Genomic DNA, 22,757 nt, shown 5'->3' with positions numbered 1-22,757 from the left:
CTGGAGTGCTGCTGAGTAACCTGCACCAGTTCCGCAATCGCCTGCGTGTTTTTCTGCGTCATCTCGCGCAGTTCGGCGATTGCCTGTGTGTTCTGCTGCGTGGCCTGCCGCAGTTCAGCAATCTCTTCCGTGTGTTGGCGCTGAACGCGCAGGATGTCCTCGACGGTCTGCTGCATGCGGGCAAAGCGTTCTTCTATCTCCTCGCGCAGCCCCCTTATTTCGGCATCGAGTGTGCGGAACCAGCGCTCGGTCATCGAATCCTGAACCTGCTGGACAGCGTTGCCCAGCACCTCAGCAACTCCCTCCGCTGCGCGCGGATCCATGACCTCTTTGAGCTTTTCGTAGATAGCCAGCGTGTCTATCATGTTGCCTCGCCTCGCTTTTTCTCACTGCAATTATACCACGAGCCGCCGATTTGACAGCAGACAAAGGAAGTTCCGGTTAGCGCAGCCGTTTGCCGGTGACCACCTCATAGGCGGCAAGCACGTTGTCCACCGGTGTATTGGGCTGGATGCAATGCGAAGGCGCAAAGATGTAACCGCCGTCCTTTCCGATAACCTCTACGCGGTGCTTCGCGTCAGCAATACACTCCTCGATGGTTCCGAAAGGCAACGTCTTCTGGGTGCTGATGAGCCCGCACAGCGTGAGTTTATCGCCAACCTCGCGCTTTATCTCTTCGGGGTTCATGCCGACCGGCTCGGGTTGCATGGCGTCCAGGATGTCCAGCCCCATCTCCACGAAACTCGGCTGCAGCTTGCGTGTGCTGCCGCAGCTGTGCATCATCACCTTGCACCCGTACTGATGCCCAAGGTCATAGAACTTCTGCAGACGGGGGCGGAAGAAGCGGTCGAACACCTCCGGCGAGACCATCGGACCCAGCTGATTGCCCAAATCCTCGCCCAGGCAGAGCACGTCAATGAGACCGTCTGCTGCCTCCAGTCCGCGCTTCACGAACTCATAGAAGAACTCCACCCGATGGTCAATGATGGCAACGCCCACCTCATCTTCGGTAAGGATGTCTATCAGCACCTGTTCCATGCCTCTGCCGCGGCTGACTCCGTTGATGATGTCAGGAATCCCAGCGTGTCCGAAGCACACCACGTAATCTCCCACCGCCTTGCAATCTTCTTTCAAATGGGAGAAATCGTAATCGTCCACTGAGGGCCACGGATATTCGTCCACCTCTCTCAGCGTCGTCATGGTGGCGAAAGGCAGTTCATACGCCTCCAGGTACTCGCCGAAGCCATACGATTGTCGCGTGTACCCGATGCCCCACTCGTCGTAATAAGCCACCTTGCTACCCGGCTCAGGCTGGCGCAACGGCTTCTTTCGCGGCACCCACACCGTTCGGAAATCCACCTCCAGCACCTCCAGCAGGTTCTGCCCGGGGAACCGTTCCTGCAGCTTCGCTTCGAACTCTGGAGTGGTGTAGAACTGAATGGGCGGACGGTCGGGCTGTTTGTGCGCGACGCAAGTGTAAAACCGCTCTTTGGGGCTCATCCATGACATCACAGTATACCTCCTCTCCCGTTCCTGGACACTTTTTTCGCGTCTCAATGCGCAGACGCCTGCACGTGTCTTCAGCTGATGCTCGCCACTCTGGCGAAAGCGTCTATCGCGCGGGTAATGTCCTCATCGTCGACGTCCTTGTGGGTGACCAGTCGGATGGTATGTGGAAACACGTCCAGACATAGCACGCCCAGAGTTTCCAGCTGCTGCACGATGCGTCGTGCCGGCTGTTGAGTTTGCACATACACCATGTTGGTTTGCACCGTCGCCATATCCACCGAGAAGCCAGGCATGTTCGCGATTGCCTCCGCCAGTCGGCGGGCGCGCTGGTGGTCGTCTGCCAGACGGTCGATCATGCTGTCCAGCGCGACCAGTCCCGCCGCTGCCAGCACCCCTGCCTGCCGCATCGCCCCACCCAGTATCTTACGCACGCGCCGCGCCTCCTCGATGAACGCCTGCGAGCCACACAGCATTGACCCAACCGGACACGCCAGTCCCTTCGATAAGCAGAACATCACCGAGTCGGCACACGCGGCGATCTCCTTCGCGGGTACGCCCAGCGCCACAGAGGCGTTGAAAATGCGTGCCCCGTCCAGATGCACTGCCACACTGTGCTGCTGGGCGAGATTCCATATCTCGCGCATGTAATCCAGCGGCAATACCACCCCGCCCGCCGCGTTGTGGGTGTTTTCCATGCAAATCAGGCGGGTAGGTGGCACGTGGTCGTCACCGGGGTGGATGCGTCTGGCATATTCCTCGACGGGCACGATGCCCCGCTGGTTGGACAATGTGTGCAGCTGCACGTTGCTGATGAACGCCGCCGCGCCCAGTTCCCATTTCACGATGTGGCAATCCTCGTCGAGCAGCACCTCATCGCCGGGGCGGGTGTGAACTTTAATCGCGATTTCGTTCCCCATCGTGCCGGACGGCACGAACAGCGCACCTTCCTTACCCAGCAACTCCGCTGCCCGCTCCTGCAAACGGTTGATGGTCGGGTCCTCCCCATACACGTCGTCGCCGACCTCGGCGTTTGCCATCGCGCGACGCATCTCCGGGGTGGGCACGGTGACGGTATCACTGCGCAAATCCACCAGACGATGCATGATAGCCTCCCCTGTTGAGAGAATATTCCCTCTACAGGATACACTGTGCCCGTTTCAAAATCAACGTTATGGAGGTTGAGATGCGGGACCTGAACGCTCTGTTGGAGACGGTGCGCGCGGAGGCACAAGTGCCCGCGCTGGCGGCAGCCCTTATAGAAAAGAACAGACTGGTCGCACTTGGCGCCGCAGGGAGACGTCGCGCGGACAAGGACGACCAGGTACAACGCGATGACCGATTCCATATCGGCTCCTGTACTAAATCCATGACAGCCACTCTGGTCGCCCGTCTGGTGGAGGTGGGCAAGCTGGATTGGTCAAGTACGGTGGCCGAGGTGCTGTCGGATATCCGAAGAGACATCCGTCGCGAATACTGGAAGGTCACCGTAGAACAGTTGCTCACACACCGCTCCGGTATGCCGCAAAACCTGAGTGCTCACCGCCAGCTGTTTTCTCGAGTCTGGAACCGCTCTGCCACTCAGCGGTTGCAGGCGGCGCGAATCACCCTGCAGGAGAAGCCCGTTGCCAGCCCGGGTGAGAAGACCATCTACTCGAACGGCGGCTACGTGGTCGCAGGTCCAATGGTGGAGGCGGTCATGGGCACGACGTGGGAAGAACTGATGCAGGAACACCTGTTTCGCCCTCTGGGAATAAAAAGCGCCGGGTTCGGCGCGCCGACGGCTGGGGCATGGGGGCATCGTTCTGTGGCGGGTAGATACTCGCCGGTGCCTCCATCTCCCCTGGCGGATAACCCTCCTTTTCTCGGTCCTGCGGGTACGGTACACCTCTCCCTGCCAGACTGGGCGCGTTTCGCAATCCTGCACTTAAAGGGCGCGTCTGAAGAAAACCCTCCCCTGCTTGGCAAGGCGACCTTCGTGAAGCTGCACACCCCACCAGCAGGCAGCACCTACGCCATGGGATGGGGTGTATCGCGTCCATCCTGGGCTCAGGAGACCGCACTGCAACACGCGGGCAGCAACACCATGTGGTTAGCCCAGATTCTGCTCTTGCCTCGCTCACGAAGAGGATTCCTGGTAGCCACCAACGCTGGAGACGAACGGGCAAGCGGCGCCGTGCGCCGTGTGATGGAGGTGCTGAGGCAATAGCGATTGCGGTCGCGAGGCACAGGAAAAATCGCCCGCTGTGGCGAACTGAAAAGTTAAGCAACCTGCAGGAGGTTAAGCAAATGGGCAAGTTCGGCATTGCATTGCAGACCTATACCGTGCGCGACGACATGGCGCGTGATTTCAAGGGGACGCTGCAGAAAGTAGCAGAGATGGGTTACCCGGCGGTGCAGCTTTCCGGTACGGGTGGCATGAGCATTGAGGAAGCCCGGCAGTTTCTCGATAGCCTCGGACTGAAGGTGTTCGGTGGGCATTTCGGCATCGACCAGCTGGAAAATGAACTGGATAGCGTGCTGAGTCTGGCGCGAGGGCTGGGCATGGAGTACATCGTGGTGCCCTGGATGCCTGAAGAGCTGCGCAAGGACGCCGAAGGCTGGAAGAACGTTGCCAAACGCATGAACGCTATCGGTGAAAAGGTCGTGGCGGCAGGCTTCAACTTCTGCTACCACAACCACTCGTTCGAGTTCCAGAAGTTCGACGGCAAGTACGGGCTGGACATCCTCTTCGAGAACACCGACCCGAAGCTGGTGCAGTCGGAGCTGGATACCTACTGGGTAAAGCATGGCGGCGAAGACCCTGCCGAATATATCCGCAAGTACGCCGGGAGAGTACCCCTGTTGCACCTGAAGGATATGGCGCAAGACGGCAGCTTCGCCGAGGTTGGGCACGGCATTCTGGACTGGGACGCTATTTTCAAGGCGGCGGAAGAGAGCGGGGTGCAGTGGATGGCGGTAGAACAGGATGTGTGTCAACGCCCGCCTCTGGAAAGCGCAAAGCTCAGTCTGGAGTTCCTGAAGTCCAAGGGATTACTGTAAGCGACAGCGTGGAGGGCGAAGATCCTGCCGAGCCGTACCCCTCCCCCTCCGCGAGGAGAGACGGAGTAGACGGCTCACCCGGAGATTCGCCCTCCAGCATGGGTATGTCACTGTGAAACCTCAACAACAGGCAGACATGTATGGCAACAACTATCTGGCAAAGAATACGTGCAGAATCAGAAGCGCGAGAAGAGGCAGTTTCCGCACAGCGTGGTGTGACCCTCCGTGCGGTGGTTATTGGGGTTATTCTTGCTCCGCTGATTGCATGGTTTAACATCTCTATCGAAGCCATTCGTTACGCAGGGCAACCGACAACCATCTCGTTGTTTCCACATATCCTGTTTGTGCTGCTCTGTCTCATCGCGGTGAACGCCGTGGTCGGGCGCATCGTGCCACATTGGCGCTTCTCACCGGCGGAACTGATGACCGTCTACTTCTTTACCCTGATGACCGCAGTAATGGCGTCGCACGACCTGATCGAGGTCATCACCCCCATACTGACCTATCCGTTTAAGTACGCCAACCCTGCGAACCGCTGGGAGAGTGAGGTCATCCCCTACCTGCCGAAGTGGTTGTTTGTGAGCGATACTGACGCAGTAGATAAATACTACATCGGTAATGCCAACTTCTGGAACGGGCGGGACCTGCGCATCTGGACACCACCGCTGCTCATCTGGACGGGCTTTTTCACGGTGCTGGCGTTCGGCATGTTCTGCCTGAACGTGCTGCTGCGCAAGCAGTGGACCGACCGCGAGAGGCTGTCTTATCCTCTGGTGCAGCTGCCTCTGGAGCTGGTGCAGCCGCGCGTGCCGGTGTTTCAGAACCGCCTGTTCTGGATTGCCTTCACGCTGGCGGCGGTGAACGACATCTGGTTCGGGCTGAACCGGCTGTTCCCCAGCATCCCCCAGCCGTACGTGCGCTGGCAGACGCTGGAACAGTATATCACCACCCCGCCGTGGAACGCCATTGGCTGGCTGCCCCTGGCCTTCTTCCCGTGGATTGTGGGCATTGGGGTGCTGTTGCCGACCGACCTGCTCTTTTCCTGCTGGTTCTTCTTCTGGCTGTGGAAGCTACAGCCCATTATCGCTGCCTATTACGGCTGGAACCAGATACCCGGCTTCCCCTACGTGAACGAGCAGTCTTTCGGGGCGTACATGGGCATCGCGCTGTTCACGCTGTACACCGCACGCAAGGCGCTGGCGCACGGTTTCTCGGCAATCTGGCGCGGTTCAGACGGTACGGACAAAGGGGAAGCGTTGCCCTATCGCTGGGCAGCGCTGGGCTTTCTGGCAAGTCTCGTGGCGATATATCTCTTCTTCCTCTCCACCGGCATGAGCGGCTGGGTCATCGTCCTCTCGCTGCTCATCTATCTCGCCATCTCGCTGGCGGTAACACGAATGCGCGCCGAGCTGGGTCCACCAGCGCATGACCTGCACGACTCGGGTCCACAGCGGCTGATACCACTGCTGTTCGGGGTGGAGAACCTGAAGCGGCAGGACCTGGTGATGTTCGCGCCGATACAGGGGTTCAACCGCGCCTACCGCGCCCACCCGATGCCCACGCACATCGAGGGCTTGCGCGCCGCCGAACGCACCCGTTCCTCCATGCGAGCGATGTTTTGGGTGCTGGTGTTCGCGGTGTTCTGGGGCACGTTGACCGGCTTCTTCGTGAACGTGCATCTGCATTACCAGTGGGGCGCAGCGTCCAAGGCGGATACCCCGTACGTCAGCACTATCTTCGGCAGAGAGCCGTATGACCGCATCACCTCACTGCTGTCAGGTTCAGTCTCCTCGCTGCAACAGCGTAACGTCATCTGGGCGATGATGGTGGGTTTCGCGGTGACCGCGGTGCTGAGTATCCTGCGCATGAACATCGCCAACTTCCCCCTGCATCCGGTGGGCTACGCCATCTCCAGTAGCTGGAGTCTGAGCGTGCTGTGGTTCTCGCTGCTGGTGGCGTGGGTGTGTAAGGTGGTCATCATGAAGGTCGGCGGTCTGCGCTCGTACCAGCGGGCAATTCCGTTCTTCCTCGGACTGGTGCTGGGCGAATGTACGATGGGTAGCCTGTGGATGCTGGTGAGCATCTTTACCGGCACCAAGACCTTCATCGTCTGGCCTTACGGATAAGGAGGGTGTGCACATGTCTCACGTGAGTGCAAACGAGAGGATTATGCTGGGCTTTATCGGCACGGGCGGACGCGGGCAGCACCTGATGCGGGTGGCGATGGCGAACCCCGACGTGCAAATCGCCGCCGTGTGTGACGTGATGGAACAGCGTCTGGCGCAGGCTGTGCAGCTCACCGGAGGTAAAGCCACGCCTTATAAGGACTTCCGCCGCCTGCTGGAGCGGAAGGACCTGGATGCGGTGTTTGTGACCACGCCCGACCACTGGCACTGCATCATGACCATCGCCGCATGCGAAGCGGGCAAGGATGTGTATGTGGAGAAGCCACTGGGGCACAATGTCGCGGAGGGACGCGCGGCGGTGAACGCCGCCAAACGGTTCAACCGCATCGTGCAGCACGGCACGCAGCAGCTCAGCGGACAGCACTATGCCGAGGCGCGTGAACTGATACGTTCCGGCGTGCTGGGTAAAATCACGCACGTGCGTGTGTGGAATGCGTGGAACGAGTCACCCGACGGCATCGGTAATCCGGGTGACACCGAACCACCACCCGATATCGACTACGACCTGTGGCTGGGACCTGCGCCCAAACGTCCCTTCAACCCCAACCGCTGCTACGCACCCGGCTACTGGTTTCAGTGGGATTACTCGGGTGGGCACATGCTGGCGTGGGCGATACACCATATCGACACCGTGCACTGGGTGCTGGGAGTTACCGCACCGCGTCTGGCGGTGTCCACCGGTGGCAAATATGCTTTACGGGACAACCGCACCACGCCCGATACGCAGGATGCACTGCTGGACTATGGCGATTTCCATGTGCAGGCGTCGGTCTACCATGCGAATGCACACCCCATCGAGGGTAGCGGGTATGGAATCGCCTTCTACGGTACGAATGGTACCATGCGTCTGCTGCGGGAGGGCTTCGAGATATATCCCGAAGGCGACCGCACCCGTCCCATGCAGCGTGGCGGCAGTCCACAGGATGAACCGCATGTGCGCAACTTTCTGAACTGCGTGAGAAGCCGCAAGCAGCCAGTAGCGCCGATTGAGTGGGGACACTGGTCCACGAACGCCATGCATCTGGCGAACATCGCCCTGCGCACAAGGCGGGCGGTGCACTGGGACGCCAAACAGGAGATAGTTATCGGCGACGAGCAGGCGAACCGCTACTTGTGCCGTATCTACCGCAAACCGTGGGGGCAGTACGTGTGGCGCTATCTATCGCCAGCGCACAAAAGATACTACCGCGAGGGCTGAACAGAAAGGCGTGAGTTGGTGGGAGCGCAGACGGGGATGTTCATCACGGAGAGACGTTTAACGGCTCGTCGGGAGCCTCGCCCCCCAAGTGGAGTCTGGCGGGCTTACGGAACACCCTCCTTATCCGTTCATCCAGAACTCCGGCGGTTACCAGAGCGCACCATCGTCAACCCTCCCCATCCCCACTGTATCCATTGCCACCTCCACGGCGTCTGCGCACTGCCCTGCTGATGACGCAGCACCCCGAACACGTCATACAGGTTGTTGCTCACCACCCCCGCCGAGTTGTTGGTAATGACCTGCGCCGTGCCTAACGGGTCAAAGTGATGCCATTCACTGTTTCGACGCACCAGCGAGATGCCTTGCAGATACAGCGCACTCACCGTCCAGCTGCCACCCTCCAGCGGCTTCTGCTGCTCCACCAAGTCGCCAGCACCGCACGCTACCCCGCAGGGATACCGCGTCCATACCCCGTTCAGGTAGTCCTTGCGCCAGCGACGACCGCCGTCAAATCCGTAGCCATACTCATACGCCAGCTGCACGTTGCCCCCGCCGTAGTCCCGACGGATGCGAACCAGCCTGCCCTCCTCGTCATACTCCAGCAGCCGCGTGTAGCCCGGCCCCGGAAAACTCGCCAGCGTGCCGTCGGCGTTCCAAACATACGTCTCCGTCGTGTTGGTCGCTGCGTCCACCACCTGTATCAGCCTGCCCGCGCCGTCATACGTATACGTGCCACGATGCGACAGATGGTGAAGGTTTTGAAAGCCTTCAGGAACTTCCTGACGCCACCCTCTGGAAAGATGCTCTACTGCAGTCAATATATCAAACTCGTGTTGGATTGGTCAAGGCATTTTTGCGGGGGTCAGCGGGAAATTGTTGAAAAAATCTTCTGGCGGAGGTGGTGGTTTGCCCTCACCCCCTGCCCCTCTCCCGACGCTGCGGGAGGAAGGGAGGGCGACCTCACCCCGTCCCCTCTCCTGCGAGGAGAGAGGCGTTCTGCACTCCCCCTTCCCCTGCGGGGAAGGGGGCTGGGTACACACGAAAACTTACGGACTGTTCTAACAGCGGCGACGCCTTAGCCGATGAATGCCACAGTTGCTCCGATCAGCGTGCAAAACAGGTTCACCACATCGTTATCTATCCATCGCCAGCCGCCAGTATGTACAGCAGGCACCCCGCAATGCTCCGAGCGCTCCACCGTCTCTCCGCACGCGGCGCACCGGTACCGCGCCTGAACCGTGCCGCCCAGCACGCTGTCCAGCAGGCTGCCGAGCAGTCCGCCCACCGTGACCATGACCACCTGCCCGAATCCTAGCGGGTGCACCGCCCACGCAACAGCCGCCACCACCGCACTGCCAGCACCGCCTGCCAGCAGACCCAGCGCGGTCACCCCGCCCGAATCGCCCGTTTGCAGGGGGCGCAGGGTGAGCACGTGGCGCGGTAGCACAGGGGATAGCGCGCCGATCTCGCTGCTACACGTGTCCGCATTGGCGGCGGCGTACGCCCCGGCGAAAGCCATCCACCAGTGAAAGTCGCCCGTCAAAGCGTACACAGCGATGCACACCGTAGCAACACCGCCGTTGGCGATCACCTGCGCTGCCTCCCGCCGGCGCTGTGAGCAATTCCATGCGCCGTTTTCGCCCGGCATGCCAGCGGCTGAAGGCACTGGAGGTCACGAAGAAGGTCAGTAACACTGTCGCCGCCTGCCAGCCTCCCGCCCCAAAGGTAACCCATCCCACCACGAACGCCGCCAGCGCGCCCGATGGGGAGAGCCACCGCCATCGGAGGGCAGGCAGCACTACTGCCGCGGCGAGAAACGCAGCCAGCAGGAGGGATACGACCAAACTCTGCACCTGCCCTTCGCTATCGGCGGATGCCGACGAGCGTTTTCAGGTACTTGGGGTCGGTGATGCGGTCAATTGCCACGCGACCGCGCCCCCGCGCGGCGTGGATGAAGTAGCCGTTGCCGATGTAGATGCCAGTATGCGAGATAGGCTGCTTGCTGGAACGGAAGTAGAGCCGGTCACCCGGCTGCACCAGTGAGAGGTCGGGAACAGGAGTTCCCACCTGCGCCTGATGCCTGCCAAGGCGTGGCAGGCGGATGCCGTTGAGGGCAAACACCTTCTGCACGAAGCCCGAACAGTCCAGTCCGTTGAGCGAAGTTCCACCCCAGCGGTAGGGGATGCCCAGAAAACGCAGCGCGGTCTGCACAATGCGTTCTCCCAGCGCACCCGTTGACGTTGGGCTGGCTGGCACCACCTCATAGTCCAGCAGCCGCACGTGCTGGCGCGGAACCCAGCCCACGCTACCGTCCGCCATCAGCACCCCGTACCATGCGCCCGCCTGGTGCGTCACGGCGAGATAGGTCATCGCCTCACAGCGGGCGTACAGCCTACCATGTACATTGCGGCTGGCGTAGATGGGAGCTGGGCTGGTGGTTACCCCAAGCCGTCCGATTGCCTGTGTGGTGCGCGGTGGGCTGGAACGCGATGGTGTCCCGGTCGGCGTTGGTACAGGGCGTGGCGGTTCCGGCGGCGGGACAGGTAGCTCGATCGACAGGTAGGTATCCGCCCCTGCCACCATCGTGAAGAGGCAGAGACAGGCTACTGTTGCCACACGCAGAGGGCTTTTAACTATCTCCACGACTATTCCTTTTCTCACTGTACCAACCGCAACCAATCCCCGAAAATGTAGTACATCCGGTCGAAGAGCAGCGCCATACGCGCCATAATGGTTGTTCCAAAAATCGCGCCAAATGCCACCATCATCACCCACCGCCCGAACTGCGCGGAGTTGCGGATGGCTCTACTCTTCTGCTCAAACGAGAAGAAGAAATAGCTCATGACCGTTACAAGCACAACCATGAAGATAAGGTTGTTGATCCCCCGTGCGATGTCCACTGCGCCGTCCGGCGTGGTCACGTAGAGGGGCCGGAACGAGTCGGACAGCTGGGGCAGGTAGGTGTTGGCAAAAATCTGGAACGTCTGACCTGCCGAGAAGCCCATCAGGAAACCGATGGGCAGACGGCTCAGCCAGTTGTGTTTTCGGCTGTGGATGAAGTAGAACAATAGCCCAAACATGAACACGAACGTCCAGTACCACTCCCCTTTCTCGAAGACGGGGCGGTAGAGGAAGGGGTCGAGGATGTTCTTAACCAGCGCGACGATCGAGAAGCCCGCCGCCAATCCGATGAAGATATGCTCGAAGAACCGATAGACGGCGTTCTCACGGTAGATAAGGCTCATTAACGCCAGAGTGCAGATTGCCCCGATGTAAATGCCCGGACGAGAAAGAAAGTCCTGCCACAACTGTTCCATTCGTTACGACCTCCGCCTTCGTGACGCAAAGTAGCCGATATTTCCAATCACAATGAGTAGCATAATCAGCACGTGTGCCAGCGAGATGCTACCCATTCCCACCGACGCCAGCCCCGGCTTGCGCAGCAGGCTCTCGTATTCGGCAGCTCCGCGCATCCCTTCCATCGTGCCCACAATCTGCCCCGATGCCAAATAGGGATAGGTCTCGGGCACCATCACCGAGGTCGGGCAGAAACCAAACTTCAGGTCGGGATTAACGCCCACCACCAGCCCGATCCAGCTCGCATAGATACCGCTCGCGGCAATCTCCACAATGGCGTGCACGTCCTTGATGTCCCGAATGCCCTGCATGACGGGCATGTCTTTGGTCGGCTTGCCGTCGTAGTCCTTGTCGAAGGTGCCGGGGATATCGCGCACCATCGACTTCATCACCACCTCTGCCTGCGGACGGAAGCCCCAGTGCACCCAGTCCTTACCGTACTCGTAACCATACTCTTGCGCCAGCCGTTTGGCGATGTCTAAAGAGAGTTGTGTGCCCTGCACGTCGAAGGAGAAGACCGCCACGCGCAGTCGCCGTTGCATCGCATGGCGCAGGATGGCGATGGTCTGGGGCATGTTCTCGGCGCGGGTGCCGCCGCTCCACGTGCTGCTGATGATGATGAAACCATTAGGCGGTATCGACTCGATGGCGTCGTATAGCCGTTGGGTCGATGGCATGGTCACGGTCGGCAGGCGTATGGGCAAAAACAGCGGCGCGATGATGACCACGAGAAGCAGGGCATACAGGATGCGACGGTCAATGGATTGTAGTTTTTGCCAGACACTTCCCTGCATGTCTAAATCTCCTTTTCGAAGTATGCTCCTCGCTCGAGGCTCAGCCAGATGCGCAACGAGATTGCCAAACCGCCAATGCCCAGTCCGAAGGCGATGGCGCGCAGCGCGGCGGCGTTCAGCACGGTCAACAACCACTCTTTGACAACTTCCAGACGCAAGAAATCCCACGCGCCATCACGCGGTATCCACGAAGTCAACGCCAGACCGACAGGCACCTGCGCCAGCATCACCAGAAACGCCGCGGTCATCAGGATAGTGGCTTCTATCGAGCGGATGCGGAAGGCGCGGTAGGAGGCAGACACGATGTAAAACGCAATCAGCGAGAACATGGTGGCATCCATGTTAATCAACATGCCTTCAAAAAGCACATTGAACACCTTTTTGGCGGTGGCGTTATCGCTGTACTTGTCCATCAATCCGAAGACGACCATCGCCACCATTGCCGTGAGCAAAGCAAGGCTATTGTACCAGCCGCTGCGCAGACGGACAATGTTGCGCCCATGCACGCGCAGCAAGCTCAAGATACCCAGCGTTAAGGTCATCCCTGCCAACAGACTACCCAGCTTGCTTGCAGACACCAGATAATCGGTAAGGAAGTTTTTGTTGGTTGCCTTGTCGATGGGCCAGAAGAACTCAGTCGCGTAGAAAAGCCCTGCGAGGAACGTGACGATGGCAATCAGGGGCTTCCTTGCCCGTGAGGGTAGGTTAATCAGCAGAATCACCACAAGGATACTGAAAACCACCGCGCCCGCCACATAGTACGGTACGGCACTGAGCGGTTTAGGCGCGAAGAAACGAACCAACGGATCGAGCATAGTCCCCCCCTAACGAATGGTAAAAAGGTCTACAAGCCACTTGCCTGCGTCACCCAGCACCGGCACGTTCAGGGCGACAAGCGTGGCGGCAATCGAACCCAGCACGCACAGCGAAGCGACCAGCAGCTTACCGAAATCCTGTCCGACCAGACTGCCCAGCATAGTTGGGTTGCGCGAGATGTACGCGCTTGCTGCGTAATACTCGTCGCCGATGATGGTGTAGTCACAGGCGGCGATAAAGAACGGAATTTGCGTGGTGTGGATAGTGCCTGCAACCTGAATCGCCCCCACCATATTGCCTGTCTCCGCAAAAATCAGCGACTCGGCGAAAAACTCCCCGAACATGAAAGAAGTAGCGATTTTCTCGCGCTGGATCAAACCTGCCACGCCGGAGGCAAAGGCAAACTGGCGGTCGGAAAGGAAGCGGATCGAGTCTGGGTCAAAGCGTTCGGGATGTCCTTCCGCCTGATAGGCGTCCCGGATGACCTCTTCTGCGACGGTATACACCGTCGGGTCTGCCACCGGCATCAGGATGCGGTTGCCGAACTTGGCGGTGGAGCGGGCGATATAGCTGAATATGCTCAACGCCTGCAAAGCCACGATGCCGAACCCGCCAATGCCCGGCACCATCAGCACGGGACGCCCCATTTCGGTGGCGCGCCCGATGGCTTCATCGATGGCGTTCAGCCCCGGGATGCGCCGGATGAACAGCTCTTTGCCCCGTTGTGCGGAGATAATCCGCCAGATGATGATGATGGCAGTCAACACCTCCACAATCAACACGGGCCAGATTTTCTCAAAGGCGTGTTGCATCCGATTGCTCCTGTCCTTTTTCGTGTTCTAGCTGTTCAATGCGTTCAATCAGCAGTTCCACATTCTCCCGCTTTTCCAGCAGTCGGCTGTAGCGGTGCACGTTCTCTAACCCCAAGAAGGGAGCGAGAAACGGCGTGAGCACAATCAACGACTGGCTCGCGACGAACGACAGCGGCTTGTTCAGCTCCAGGAACAACACTGCCGGAGCTGCCATCCCTCGCTGCACAATGCCCTGCGCGATGCGCTCCAGAATGGCGTCGCGCTCCTCGTCGCTCAGCTCATCTTCTTGCCAGCGGTCGATTCTCTCCAAAAGGCAATCGCCTCCAGCACCTGTTCCCGGTTGTCGCCAAACCGCAGGTATACGCCCCGAAAGGGCTCCAATCGCGAACGCGGTGGCAACGGGCTCAGCTTCACACCGTCTGCAGCCACGGTAACGTACTTCACCCGCTCCCACGGGATGTCAAACGCTGCTCCCAGATACCGTACTGCCGCGCCCTTCTCGCTGACCGTGTAGCGAACCGGCAACCAGTAATCGCGCGTCGCCAGCCACAGCAACACCAGCGCGAGCAAGCCCATGCCCGCACTGCGAAACGCCACACCTACCAGCACCGCCGCCAGCACCATCACCCCTGCAGCACCCCATGCCTTTTGGGGTTGCTGGCGCAACAGGTGCACTGTCCATTGCAGAGTATGGCGCGTCGCCTGGTCGTCGTTCATCCGCAGGATACCGTTGCCGGAGACCCCGCGTTATTATAGGGAGAAACACTCTCCATGTCAAGGAAACTATTCTGCGCCATGCAAGTGTATCCCTGCCCCTGAGATGGGGCTGATGTCAGCGGCTTACGGGCATCGCCACGAATACACACCGTCTCTCGCGGGAAACGCCAGCCTGTCAAACGCGCGTACAGGCTTTTTGCCCAGCAATTGCCAGTCGGCAAAGTCGAGCATCGCCTGCCAATCCGCCAGCGAGTGCTCGTGTTCACCGTCGCGGAACCAGATACCGATGCGCTCTTCCGCCTTCAGGAAGCGGTACACCTCTTTGGCGGCGAGGTAAGTCACCTGCGTGCCTTCAGGGTTCGCCCACAGGTCGCCCAGAGCTTCCGTACTGATTAACGCACGTGGAGCCACCAGCGCCTTCACGGTGTGCTGGTCAAAAGGCAATCGTTCTACCCTGCCGATGAACTGCGCAAAGCGCGAGTGGAACCAGTAAGGGAAGTTGCGCAGGATGTCGGCAATGGTTTCGCTGCCCTGCGCCTGATAGCGATAACATCCCGCGCCGCCGCAGCCCGAGTTGTTGGGAGCGGTCAGCGCGATGCGTTCCTCGGTCGCCCCTGCCAGCAGGGCGGTCTTGCCGCCGCGCGAGTGCCCGGTGACGGCAATCCGTCGGCTAGCGACATACGGCTGGGTAATCAACCAGTCCACCACGCGGTGGAAGCCCCACGCCCATGCCGCCAGCCTGCCGCCCTCGTAGTCGGGGTATGCCTCATAGATGCCTTTGCGCTCCGCGCTGTCGGGGGCGATGTGCGTGCGGTCAAAAAAGGCCAGGATGTAGCCCCGCTTCAGCACTTCCTCCACGATTTCGCCCTTCGGTTCGCCCCAGCACAGGTCGCCGTCGATGATAGCTGGCAGTCGTCCGCCGCGCTTCGGGCGGTAAAGCAGCAGACGCACCGCAAGGGGAACAGGCGTTTCGATGTGCAGGCGGTATTCGGTGCGTGTGGCTTTGAGGTGCGGCATTTCCCTCTGGTCCACGATTTCCGCTCGCACTCCGCGCGGTTTGGGGGGTAGTTCGCCGTATTCATAGTGCAGCACCATCGCCTGCCAGTACTCGCGTAGGGGTTTCCATTCGCGCGACGAGGCGATGCGCTTACCATCAGCACGCACAAAGGGGTCGGGCAGCTCCCTCTGCACGGGCAGCTGGTCAATAGAAGGATAATGATGCACCTCCATCCGATTTCCTCCTTTAGAGTACTCTCTGTCCGGTTGCGCCGACGGGCCAGCTCGCTGGAATAGCGCGCTCTCTCAGGCTGATTTCTGCTTCAGAGGAACCTGCACCGTGAATCCGGTGGACTCATCGGTAAATCGGAAATCCAACCCGTGTAGAATACCCAGTTGTTCGTTGGCGTTGAGCAATTCGATCCCGAAGATACGTCCGTCTGGCGCGATGTCCACCAGCACCTCATCGCTCAGACGGACGGTTTCTATCTCCTCAGAGTGCTGCCGGAAGCGAATGTAGGCGACATTGTACTTCGGGTCATACCGGAGTTCCACAGGATATCCCTCCTCAAAAGTACTTCACGATGACTGTAACAACAACAATTGTAACATCTTCTTCAGCGGCGTAGACTTCGACCTGCTTGGTCGGGTAAACACGCCCACGCCATGTCCCGCTCTGCGCAAAGTTGCGGCGGTAACCACATCGCCCAAATTTGGCAGAGAACTGCTCGCCCTCCTGAACGGTTGTTACCACCTCTTCCTCAGTAGCCCCGCGTTCGCTCATTCGTTCTCAGGTGTGAGGATGTATCCAGACATGCCGTTTTGCGTTTTCGTTACCAGCTACCATTGTCAGGCGAAGCACTGCTACTTACGCAGCATAGGAAACAACCCCCAGCTCCACGTTAGCATCTACCGCAGCGAGGGTTGCCTCCACACGCCGCATAACACTGTCTTCGAGAAGGTAAGTACCGCACTGGTTGCACTGGAACACTGGTACCTGCCTCACGATTACTATTCGCTTTTTCCCGACCTTAAAAGGTAAATCGGACTCCGTTGGTTCCAGTACTCCTCCACACACATGGCATTTCATATTGTTTTCCTCCTGCGATAGTTATCCTCCCACCTTTGTGGGTCCGGACGATAGACAGTAATAACCCGAACATTGTTGCCATCTCTATCCAACGCAAACAGGATGTGGATTGGTTCTGTATGACACTCAGCTCGAACTAGACAGCTGGGCAGGTAGCGGGAAGCCTCACTTTGCGTGTAGCGTTCGATAACCTCTTACGTATCCACGCTATCGCGCACCATGAGGCGGTCTATCTCGCGCTGTCTTAATCGCATGTTCACGTGGTATGTCCAGAACACACGTCCGTGACGCACACAGTCCTGGATAAACTTCAGGTCATCACTTGCTCGTTCCACATCCATTATATCTCCGCACAGACCTGATGTTCATATCGCTGTTGCTCGGTGTGGGCGAAGCTGGCTTGAATTATCACAAACTAGTCCAGACACAGAACGGTTTAGAGGCGTTCGCCCACGATTTGAACTGCTTTTTACTCCAGAATGGACTTGCCCTGCTCGTCGTACCAGCCGTAACGCTCGCGCATCTCCAGCATCAACAGGTAACGTTCCAGCGGCAGCCCTTTGAATGCGACGTTCGTGTGGCGTACACATAGCCCCCACCCGGCATGCCGTGTTTCAGCACATACTTGCAGTTCTCGATAATCTCCTCTCCGGTACCCGTCTGCAGCAGGCTACACTGCACCCCGCCCAGCAGGCACAGCTTGTCCCCTGCCAGCGCTTTCACCTTCGCGATATCCATCTCCTTCGCCTGACTGTCGATGGAATGCAATCCGTGTGGCTCTGCCTCCACAATCTGGTCCAAGATGGGCATGATGTTGCCGTCGGTGTGCTTGATGACATACAACCCCATTGCCCTGTAGCCCGCCACGAGCTCCTTCAGGTAGGGCGTGACGAACCGCCGGAACATACGGGGAGAAAGGAATGGTCCATCATTAAACGCATAGTCCGCGCACAGGGCAAAGCCGTCAATGCCGTATTCTTCCCGCAGGCGTTTTCCCCTCTGCAGCGCCCATTGCACATTCCGTTTCGCCGTATCGTGCATTTCATCCGGTCGCTCGAAGAAGGCGGTCGCCACCTCGACCATATCGCTGCCGGAGGGGATGGCGAACGTCGCGTCGCCGTGCGCAATCAGCAGGTATTTGTCGCCAACGAGGTCGCGGATGAACCGGATGGTCTGCCCAAGTCCATCATCATCGGGAGCATGGACAATCATGATGATGCTGTAATCCAGTCGCTCGGCAACCTCGATGTACAGTTCGGCGTTTTCGCGCAACATTCGGTCACGTTCGGCGCTGCTGGCATTCTGGAACTCATGCCAGTGATGATATTCCTTGCCCAGCAGCTCCTGGGTGAGCTGGAACTCCAGTTCGAAGGTCGGTACCATGCTGTTCGGACGCGGCGGCTTCCGCTCCAGTGCCCAGATAGCCTGCTGTTTGGGAGTGAGAATATCGCTCATAATACGCAATCGACCCTCCTGCTAGCCTCCTGAACCGAATACACCGCCGGGGGCTGCCATTCCTGCGTGCCAGAAGGGCGATGGGCGTACGCCGGGCACGCAGAGGAATCTCTTGCGCGGCGTACGCCATGATATCACGTTAGCGGCCAGATGCTGGTCATGAGGGAGCACGACCATCCGAGAAGACGGAACCCTGACGGGTTGCTATCGCGTGGACGCGGGCGGAGCCGTTGGTGAACCCGTGCCCATCTGGATACGCCGTTGCACATCGGGCGGCGGACCACCCTCTGCACTGGGGATGCTCGATGGGGACCTGGTTTTCCAGTAGAAGATTGCCCCCACAATGACGAGTACGACCAGAATGACGGCCACAGCCGCCGCGGGAGAAATCTCTTTTCGCACCGTCTGCCTCCTCTTGATTGGACGGGGACAGCACGCGCTGCCCCCATCCGAAGATCTCTGTTACCGATATGCGGGTGGAATGGCGTTAGACAAAGCCACCAGGTCGTACGCGCCGCGCGGCGATACGCAGTAAGGACTGCCCTCCGGGCAATCGGTGTTCGGGTCGTTGCTCAGGTTCCACATAAAGCTGTTCGTCTGAATAGTCTGTTGCAGCCGATGGAACTTCGCATGACCGTCTGCGAACACCCAGTTGCCGCCCTTATTGTGCCAGAAGGGGAGACTACCTCCGCCGGAGTCGTAATTCCAACCAAACGTCCATGTACCGAGATCTGGCCAGAAGTCGCGTGTCTCAAGGATCATAATAGTAGAGGCAGGCCGGTCAAAAGCCGCCAGCCCCACGATGTATCGCCCGTTGGCGTTGAACACATCGCCGTTGACGCCATAGTTCGCCTGTCCCTTCATGCGACGTGGATTCGCGTTGAAGTCATCGATGGTCATGCTCACGTCGCACACGCAACCGGTCGGACCGACCCACAGGTCCCAGTAGAATGTGTTGAGCGAACGCGGTGCCGAGGGACACAGGAACATCTGGTCGTTCTTCATATACGGCATCACGAGACAACGCCAGGTGGAGTGTGTGCCCCCATCGTGCCACAGGCGGTTTGGAGCGAACTTCTCATCGTAGTCCTGCACATACATTAACGCTGCAAGCCCGAGCTGCTTCATGTTGCTGAGGCATGTGGTTGTCCGGGCTTTCTCCCGTGCCTGGGCGAAAACCGGGAAGAGGATGGCTGCCAGTATCGCGATAATCGCGATAACCACCAGCAGCTCAATCAGGGTAAAGCCATGGTGACGCTTCATTATCGTTGAACCTCCTTCTTCAAGGGTTTGCGTCCGTAGTAGCCGGGTAGAACTGGACGGGCAATCGCAGCACGGTCGGCGACGAGATTTGCCCTTCCAGCAAAAAGCGCAACCGCTCGGCAGCACGTCTGCCCAGTTCAAACGGCTGTTGCACCAGCCGATGCAATCGTTGCGTTACCTGCGGTAGCAGGAACAGACTATCATGAAACGTCAGCACCTGCAGGTCCTCCGGTATTCTCAGGTTCATCCGTTCACAGGCCTCCAGTACGGCAAAGAGTTGATAGTCGTTCAGGCAGAACACGGCACGTAATGGGGTGTCTTCGCCGCGCAGGACCGTAATGGCGTCGGCTACCATCTGCGTGACGCTCTGCTGATAGCGCGCTGGCACCGCCGGAAACTGGCGTGTCCATTGTTCTGGCTTCGTGTATCCTGCCTCACGCAGGGCGTCCAAAAACGCCGTGTACCTTTCCCTCAAGGAAGAGACATGCATATACGGATGGGTCAGGTGCGCTATCGGATGTGCCCCCTGAGCGACCAGGTAGCGCAGTGCCTCCAGCGTGGAACCGTAGTTATCGGAAACGAAAGCATCGACGGAGATTGCCTCAGGATAACGGTCGATGCACACGATATGGGTGCCTGCTTCCAGCAAACGCGCCAGAACCGGGGTGTTCTCCGGCTCGCAGGTTGGAAAAAGGATAATGCCATCCGCCTCATGAGCCATCCGTCGCAGGTAGTGCGCCTCTCTGGAGGCATCGCCTTTGGTATCACAAACTACCAGGCGCACCTCTTCCGGCAAGCCGGCGTGGATACCCCTCAGGTAAGCCATCTCCAGCGAATCATGCGAGTGGTGCAAAAGCAGTGCCACACAGCCAGTATGTTGCTTTCTGCGAGAGGAAACGATGGTGCCGCTGCGTCGCCTGCGCTCCACCAGCCCCAAACGCTGGAGCTCATTCATTGCGCGATGAGCGGTCATTCGGGAGACGCCCCACTGCCGTGCCAGCTCGGTTTCGGATGGCAGGCGGTCGCCATGTCGCCATTGCCCCGCTTCGATGCCCGCACGAAAGGTTTCGACAATCTGTTGCCAGCGCGTTGCTGACATTGTATTACCCCAGTGTTTTGATAGTTTTAATAAGAGTATAGAGGGTTTAGCAAATTTTGTCAAGAGATTTTGGGGGAGATGTGTTGAGAAATCAACCGATGGCAGCTACAGGCTTTAGTCTGCGCAACGCACGTGGGGCATCCCGAAGATGACGGCTCCCCTCTCCCGAAGCTTCGGGAGAGGGGCTGGGAGTGAGGGCGTTCCCTTATCAGTCTTTCCAGAGCAACGCGCCGCGATAGCCGCCGCGACAGTGCACCGGATAGGAATCGTCCGCCCAGAAGTTTCTATCGGACTTAGCGTGACCATCCGCATACACGAAGTTGATGGCACCCACAGGCTTATTGGCAGGTCCCGTCACGTGGTGTACGGGAATGCCGTACATCCAGCCGCTGGTGGGGTCGGAAGCACACCAGAAGGGACCCTCCCCGTTGACGGTGATACCGTAGAAGGACGCCCACATCATGGCGATGCTGTCCGCAAAGATAGCCACCGAAGCGGGCGAGCCGATGGAGCCAAGTGTGCGCGGCGTGCACTGGTTGCCGATGACATACTCGTTGAAGCCGTAGGTGATGCAGTAGTCCGGCAACCGTCCGTTAGCCTCCACATAGTTTGCCACATAGTACCGGCAGTCGCCGACTTGTGGACACCAGGGACACATGCTCTGGGTACGCCCTGCGCCAATGCTGGGACACTGGAACACTCCCTTGTTCTTGATGTACGGCATCAACGCACCGGTCCATATCAGGGTAGGCTGGTCCGGGTTGCCGCACCAGGGCGCCCCACCGGGTCCGCCAGGCCAGGGGTTCCACACGAAGGTCTCGTCGTAGTCCTGAATGTACATGTTGTGCGCCAGACCAATTTGCTTCGTGTTGGACAGACAACCGGTCATGCGTGCCTTCTCCCGTGCCTGTGCGAACACGGGGAACAGGATCGCCGCCAGGATAGCGATAATCGCTATCACGACGAGCAGTTCGATGAGCGTAAAGCCGTTGCGTTTCATGCTGGTTACCCTCCTCATGTTGGTCTCGGTTTTTAAATGTTACAGTCGTTGCTAAAGATGCCTGTTTGTTATGTAACAATTTGCCGTAAGTGTCCCTTCACCAGCTGCCGACGAAGGGGAAATCACTATCTCAGCAAGCGTTCACACGACTCGCGTACCACCAGTTCCACCGGCAGATATTCCACTCCGCCTGGCTCGCTATGCGGCGAGCGCATCAGGCGCAACAGCCTCTCGACGGCACGTTCGCCCATGGCGTACAGCGGCTGGCGCACCACCGTCAGTGGGGGCTGCAGGTGTGCTGCCGAGGGCGGGTCATCAAAACTGACAAGGCTCACGTCCCCTGGCACACGCAGGCGCAGTGTCCGTATCAGCCCCAACGCCTCCAGCGCCAGATAGTAACCGGCGCACAGTACCGCGGTAACCGCATCCCGCTGCAGCAGCACAGAGGTGAGATGCTGGCGAGCCTCCTCACCCATCCGCCAGTTGGAATGCGGACGCACAATCCACCGCTCTTCCACCGCGATGCCCTGCTCCTCCATCGCCTGTCGATAGCCCAGCAGCCGGTCGCGGCAGTTCGTCGCGGATTCCTTGCCGTTCACGTAGGCGATACGTTCATGTCCGAGCCGAAACAGATAGTTCATCGCCATGCGCACGCCGCCGATGTTGTCGCTATCCACACAGGCGAAAGGTGCGTCCGTCCATGAGGCTCCAAGCACCACAAACGGCACACCCCTGATGAAAAGACGATGCAGGGTATCATAACCCTCCTCAGGGGGTATCAGGAAAATGAATCCGGCATCCGGGTGATGCTGCACGACTTGCTCGTAATCCTCATAGGAAGCGGGTTCCACCACCAGTGCGAAGTTGTCTGCTCTTGCCCTGTCCCGAAACGCATGGAAAGGCCAGCGCAGATAGGTGTCCTCCTCCAGATGGTCTGCAAAAGGCGGCACCATCACCACGGTGCTGCGGCTAACAGCCCGCCCCACAGGTTGTCTGCGCTGTACGTACGTTCCCGAGCCCACCCGGCGCACGAGAACACCATTGCGCACCAGCTCCTGAATGGCGCGGTTGACGGTCATCTGACTCACGCCGAACTGCCGGGCGATTTCGCGCTCGCTGGGGATGCGCTCTCCTTCACGCACTCTCCGCTGCGCAATGAGCTGCTCGATATGCTTCTGGATACGCCGGTAACGTGGCTCGGATACAGGCATCATATTCACCGTCATTTGTACTATAACATTCTATATCTACTATAACAATTCGTGCCGGGAATGTCAAGCGTTTTTTGGGGGGTGTTCGAGAATTGTTGAGAAGTTGGTTGTAGCGCAAGGAGCAAGGCGTTCTTACTACCGCTTGTCTTACCTCACCCCCGTCCCCTCTCCTACGAGGAGAGGGGCGTTCCCCCTTCCCTGCGAGGGAAGGAGGC

Annotated in this window: 26 protein-coding genes and 2 pseudogenes; 4 read left to right on the top strand and 24 right to left on the bottom strand. The window is 59.0% G+C overall.

The annotated features are described in order from the left end of the window. From K6U75_15780 to ltaE, 3 genes are all read right to left on the bottom strand, one after another. The coding region (locus K6U75_15780; GenBank protein ID MCL6476499.1) for a hypothetical protein at window positions 1-365 on the bottom strand (365 nt) is incomplete at its 3' end. A 76-nt stretch (window positions 366-441) separates the two neighbouring features. Beyond that, the gene (locus K6U75_15775) at window positions 442-1,509 is read right to left on the bottom strand and encodes a hypothetical protein (protein ID MCL6476498.1); all 1,068 of its coding nucleotides are present in this window, start codon (window positions 1,507-1,509) and stop codon (window positions 442-444) included. A gap of 71 nt (window positions 1,510-1,580) precedes the next feature. Then, on the bottom strand, window positions 1,581-2,612 hold the full coding sequence (ltaE, locus tag K6U75_15770) for a low-specificity L-threonine aldolase (GenBank protein MCL6476497.1): 1,032 nt from the start codon (window positions 2,610-2,612) through the stop codon (window positions 1,581-1,583). An 80-nt stretch (window positions 2,613-2,692) separates the two neighbouring features. Here ltaE and K6U75_15765 point away from each other — a divergent pair, with 80 nt between their 5' ends. The 4 genes from K6U75_15765 to K6U75_15750 all read left to right on the top strand — a co-directional run bounded on the left by K6U75_15765 (window position 2,693) and on the right by K6U75_15750 (window position 7,932). Further along, on the top strand, window positions 2,693-3,715 hold the full coding sequence (locus tag K6U75_15765) for a beta-lactamase family protein (GenBank protein ID MCL6476496.1): 1,023 nt from the start codon (window positions 2,693-2,695) through the stop codon (window positions 3,713-3,715). A gap of 80 nt (window positions 3,716-3,795) precedes the next feature. After that, window positions 3,796-4,548 (top strand): sugar phosphate isomerase/epimerase, encoded by a 753-nt coding sequence (locus K6U75_15760; protein ID MCL6476495.1) that lies wholly within the window; start codon window positions 3,796-3,798, stop codon window positions 4,546-4,548. 140 nt (window positions 4,549-4,688) lie between these two features. Beyond that, complete coding sequence (locus tag K6U75_15755; protein ID MCL6476494.1) at window positions 4,689-6,674, top strand: OPT/YSL family transporter; 1,986 nt, start codon at window positions 4,689-4,691, stop codon at window positions 6,672-6,674. A gap of 13 nt (window positions 6,675-6,687) precedes the next feature. Beyond that, complete coding sequence (locus K6U75_15750; protein ID MCL6476493.1) at window positions 6,688-7,932, top strand: Gfo/Idh/MocA family oxidoreductase; 1,245 nt, start codon at window positions 6,688-6,690, stop codon at window positions 7,930-7,932. 128 nt (window positions 7,933-8,060) lie between these two features. On the opposite strand, the gene K6U75_15745 is transcribed toward K6U75_15750, so the two are convergent. The 21 genes and pseudogenes from K6U75_15745 to K6U75_15645 all read right to left on the bottom strand — a co-directional run bounded on the left by K6U75_15745 (window position 8,061) and on the right by K6U75_15645 (window position 22,557). Then, window positions 8,061-8,750 carry a hypothetical protein gene (locus K6U75_15745; protein MCL6476492.1) on the bottom strand — a complete coding sequence of 230 codons (690 nt, stop codon included), beginning with the start codon at window positions 8,748-8,750 and terminating at the stop codon, window positions 8,061-8,063. A gap of 257 nt (window positions 8,751-9,007) precedes the next feature. Continuing rightward, entirely contained in the window at window positions 9,008-9,523 is a 516-nt protein-coding gene (locus tag K6U75_15740) for a DUF92 domain-containing protein (GenBank protein ID MCL6476491.1), read from the bottom strand. Further along, window positions 9,405-9,776 carry a DUF92 domain-containing protein gene (locus K6U75_15735; GenBank protein ID MCL6476490.1) on the bottom strand — a complete coding sequence of 124 codons (372 nt, stop codon included), beginning with the start codon at window positions 9,774-9,776 and terminating at the stop codon, window positions 9,405-9,407. Before K6U75_15735 ends, K6U75_15740 begins: the two co-directional genes overlap by 119 nt. 19 nt (window positions 9,777-9,795) lie before the next feature. Beyond that, the gene (locus tag K6U75_15730) at window positions 9,796-10,575 is read right to left on the bottom strand and encodes a C40 family peptidase (protein ID MCL6476489.1); all 780 of its coding nucleotides are present in this window, start codon (window positions 10,573-10,575) and stop codon (window positions 9,796-9,798) included. 14 nt (window positions 10,576-10,589) lie between these two features. Next, window positions 10,590-11,249: a hypothetical protein gene (locus tag K6U75_15725; GenBank protein MCL6476488.1), complete on the bottom strand. Its 660-nt coding sequence runs from the start codon at window positions 11,247-11,249 to the stop codon at window positions 10,590-10,592. A gap of 3 nt (window positions 11,250-11,252) precedes the next feature. Next, window positions 11,253-12,083, bottom strand: coding sequence for a hypothetical protein (locus K6U75_15720; GenBank protein ID MCL6476487.1), 831 nt, complete (start codon window positions 12,081-12,083; stop codon window positions 11,253-11,255). A gap of 2 nt (window positions 12,084-12,085) precedes the next feature. Further along, on the bottom strand, window positions 12,086-12,898 hold the full coding sequence (locus K6U75_15715; GenBank protein MCL6476486.1) for a hypothetical protein: 813 nt from the start codon (window positions 12,896-12,898) through the stop codon (window positions 12,086-12,088). A gap of 9 nt (window positions 12,899-12,907) precedes the next feature. Beyond that, on the bottom strand, window positions 12,908-13,711 hold the full coding sequence (locus tag K6U75_15710) for a hypothetical protein (GenBank protein MCL6476485.1): 804 nt from the start codon (window positions 13,709-13,711) through the stop codon (window positions 12,908-12,910). Next, entirely contained in the window at window positions 13,695-14,021 is a 327-nt protein-coding gene (locus K6U75_15705) for a hypothetical protein (protein MCL6476484.1), read from the bottom strand. Before K6U75_15705 ends, K6U75_15710 begins: the two co-directional genes overlap by 17 nt. Next, entirely contained in the window at window positions 13,985-14,428 is a 444-nt protein-coding gene (locus tag K6U75_15700; protein MCL6476483.1) for a hypothetical protein, read from the bottom strand. The genes K6U75_15705 and K6U75_15700 overlap by 37 nt, the downstream gene beginning before the upstream one ends. 123 nt (window positions 14,429-14,551) lie before the next feature. Further along, a complete protein-coding gene (locus K6U75_15695; protein MCL6476482.1) occupies window positions 14,552-15,658 on the bottom strand; it encodes a hypothetical protein in 1,107 nt (368 codons plus the stop codon). 72 nt (window positions 15,659-15,730) lie between these two features. Continuing rightward, complete coding sequence (locus K6U75_15690; protein ID MCL6476481.1) at window positions 15,731-15,979, bottom strand: DUF2283 domain-containing protein; 249 nt, start codon at window positions 15,977-15,979, stop codon at window positions 15,731-15,733. Window positions 15,980-15,992: 13 nt separating this feature from the next. Beyond that, entirely contained in the window at window positions 15,993-16,208 is a 216-nt protein-coding gene (locus K6U75_15685; protein ID MCL6476480.1) for a hypothetical protein, read from the bottom strand. Window positions 16,209-16,292: 84 nt separating this feature from the next. Then, complete coding sequence (locus K6U75_15680; GenBank protein ID MCL6476479.1) at window positions 16,293-16,514, bottom strand: type II toxin-antitoxin system MqsA family antitoxin; 222 nt, start codon at window positions 16,512-16,514, stop codon at window positions 16,293-16,295. Between the two features lie 194 nt (window positions 16,515-16,708). Then, on the bottom strand, window positions 16,709-16,849 hold the full coding sequence (locus K6U75_15675) for a hypothetical protein (GenBank protein ID MCL6476478.1): 141 nt from the start codon (window positions 16,847-16,849) through the stop codon (window positions 16,709-16,711). Window positions 16,850-16,983: 134 nt separating this feature from the next. Then, window positions 16,984-17,969, bottom strand: a pseudogene (locus tag K6U75_15670) (hypothetical protein). A gap of 204 nt (window positions 17,970-18,173) precedes the next feature. After that, the gene (locus K6U75_15665; protein MCL6476477.1) at window positions 18,174-18,371 is read right to left on the bottom strand and encodes a hypothetical protein; all 198 of its coding nucleotides are present in this window, start codon (window positions 18,369-18,371) and stop codon (window positions 18,174-18,176) included. A gap of 678 nt (window positions 18,372-19,049) precedes the next feature. Next, a pseudogene (locus tag K6U75_15660) lies at window positions 19,050-19,232 on the bottom strand (DUF1559 domain-containing protein). 19 nt (window positions 19,233-19,251) lie between these two features. Next, window positions 19,252-20,331 (bottom strand): GntR family transcriptional regulator, encoded by a 1,080-nt coding sequence (locus K6U75_15655; GenBank protein MCL6476476.1) that lies wholly within the window; start codon window positions 20,329-20,331, stop codon window positions 19,252-19,254. 208 nt (window positions 20,332-20,539) lie between these two features. After that, window positions 20,540-21,349 carry a prepilin-type N-terminal cleavage/methylation domain-containing protein gene (locus K6U75_15650; GenBank protein MCL6476475.1) on the bottom strand — a complete coding sequence of 270 codons (810 nt, stop codon included), beginning with the start codon at window positions 21,347-21,349 and terminating at the stop codon, window positions 20,540-20,542. 107 nt (window positions 21,350-21,456) lie between these two features. Then, on the bottom strand, window positions 21,457-22,557 hold the full coding sequence (locus K6U75_15645) for a substrate-binding domain-containing protein (GenBank protein ID MCL6476474.1): 1,101 nt from the start codon (window positions 22,555-22,557) through the stop codon (window positions 21,457-21,459). Window positions 22,558-22,757: the final 200 nt, after the last annotated feature.

Source organism: Bacillota bacterium, assembly GCA_023511455.1.
GTDB lineage: Bacteria > Armatimonadota > HRBIN16 > HRBIN16 > HRBIN16 > HRBIN16.
The sequence above is the reverse complement of the archived record's forward strand: the minus strand, read 5'-3'. Positions and strand labels throughout refer to the sequence as shown.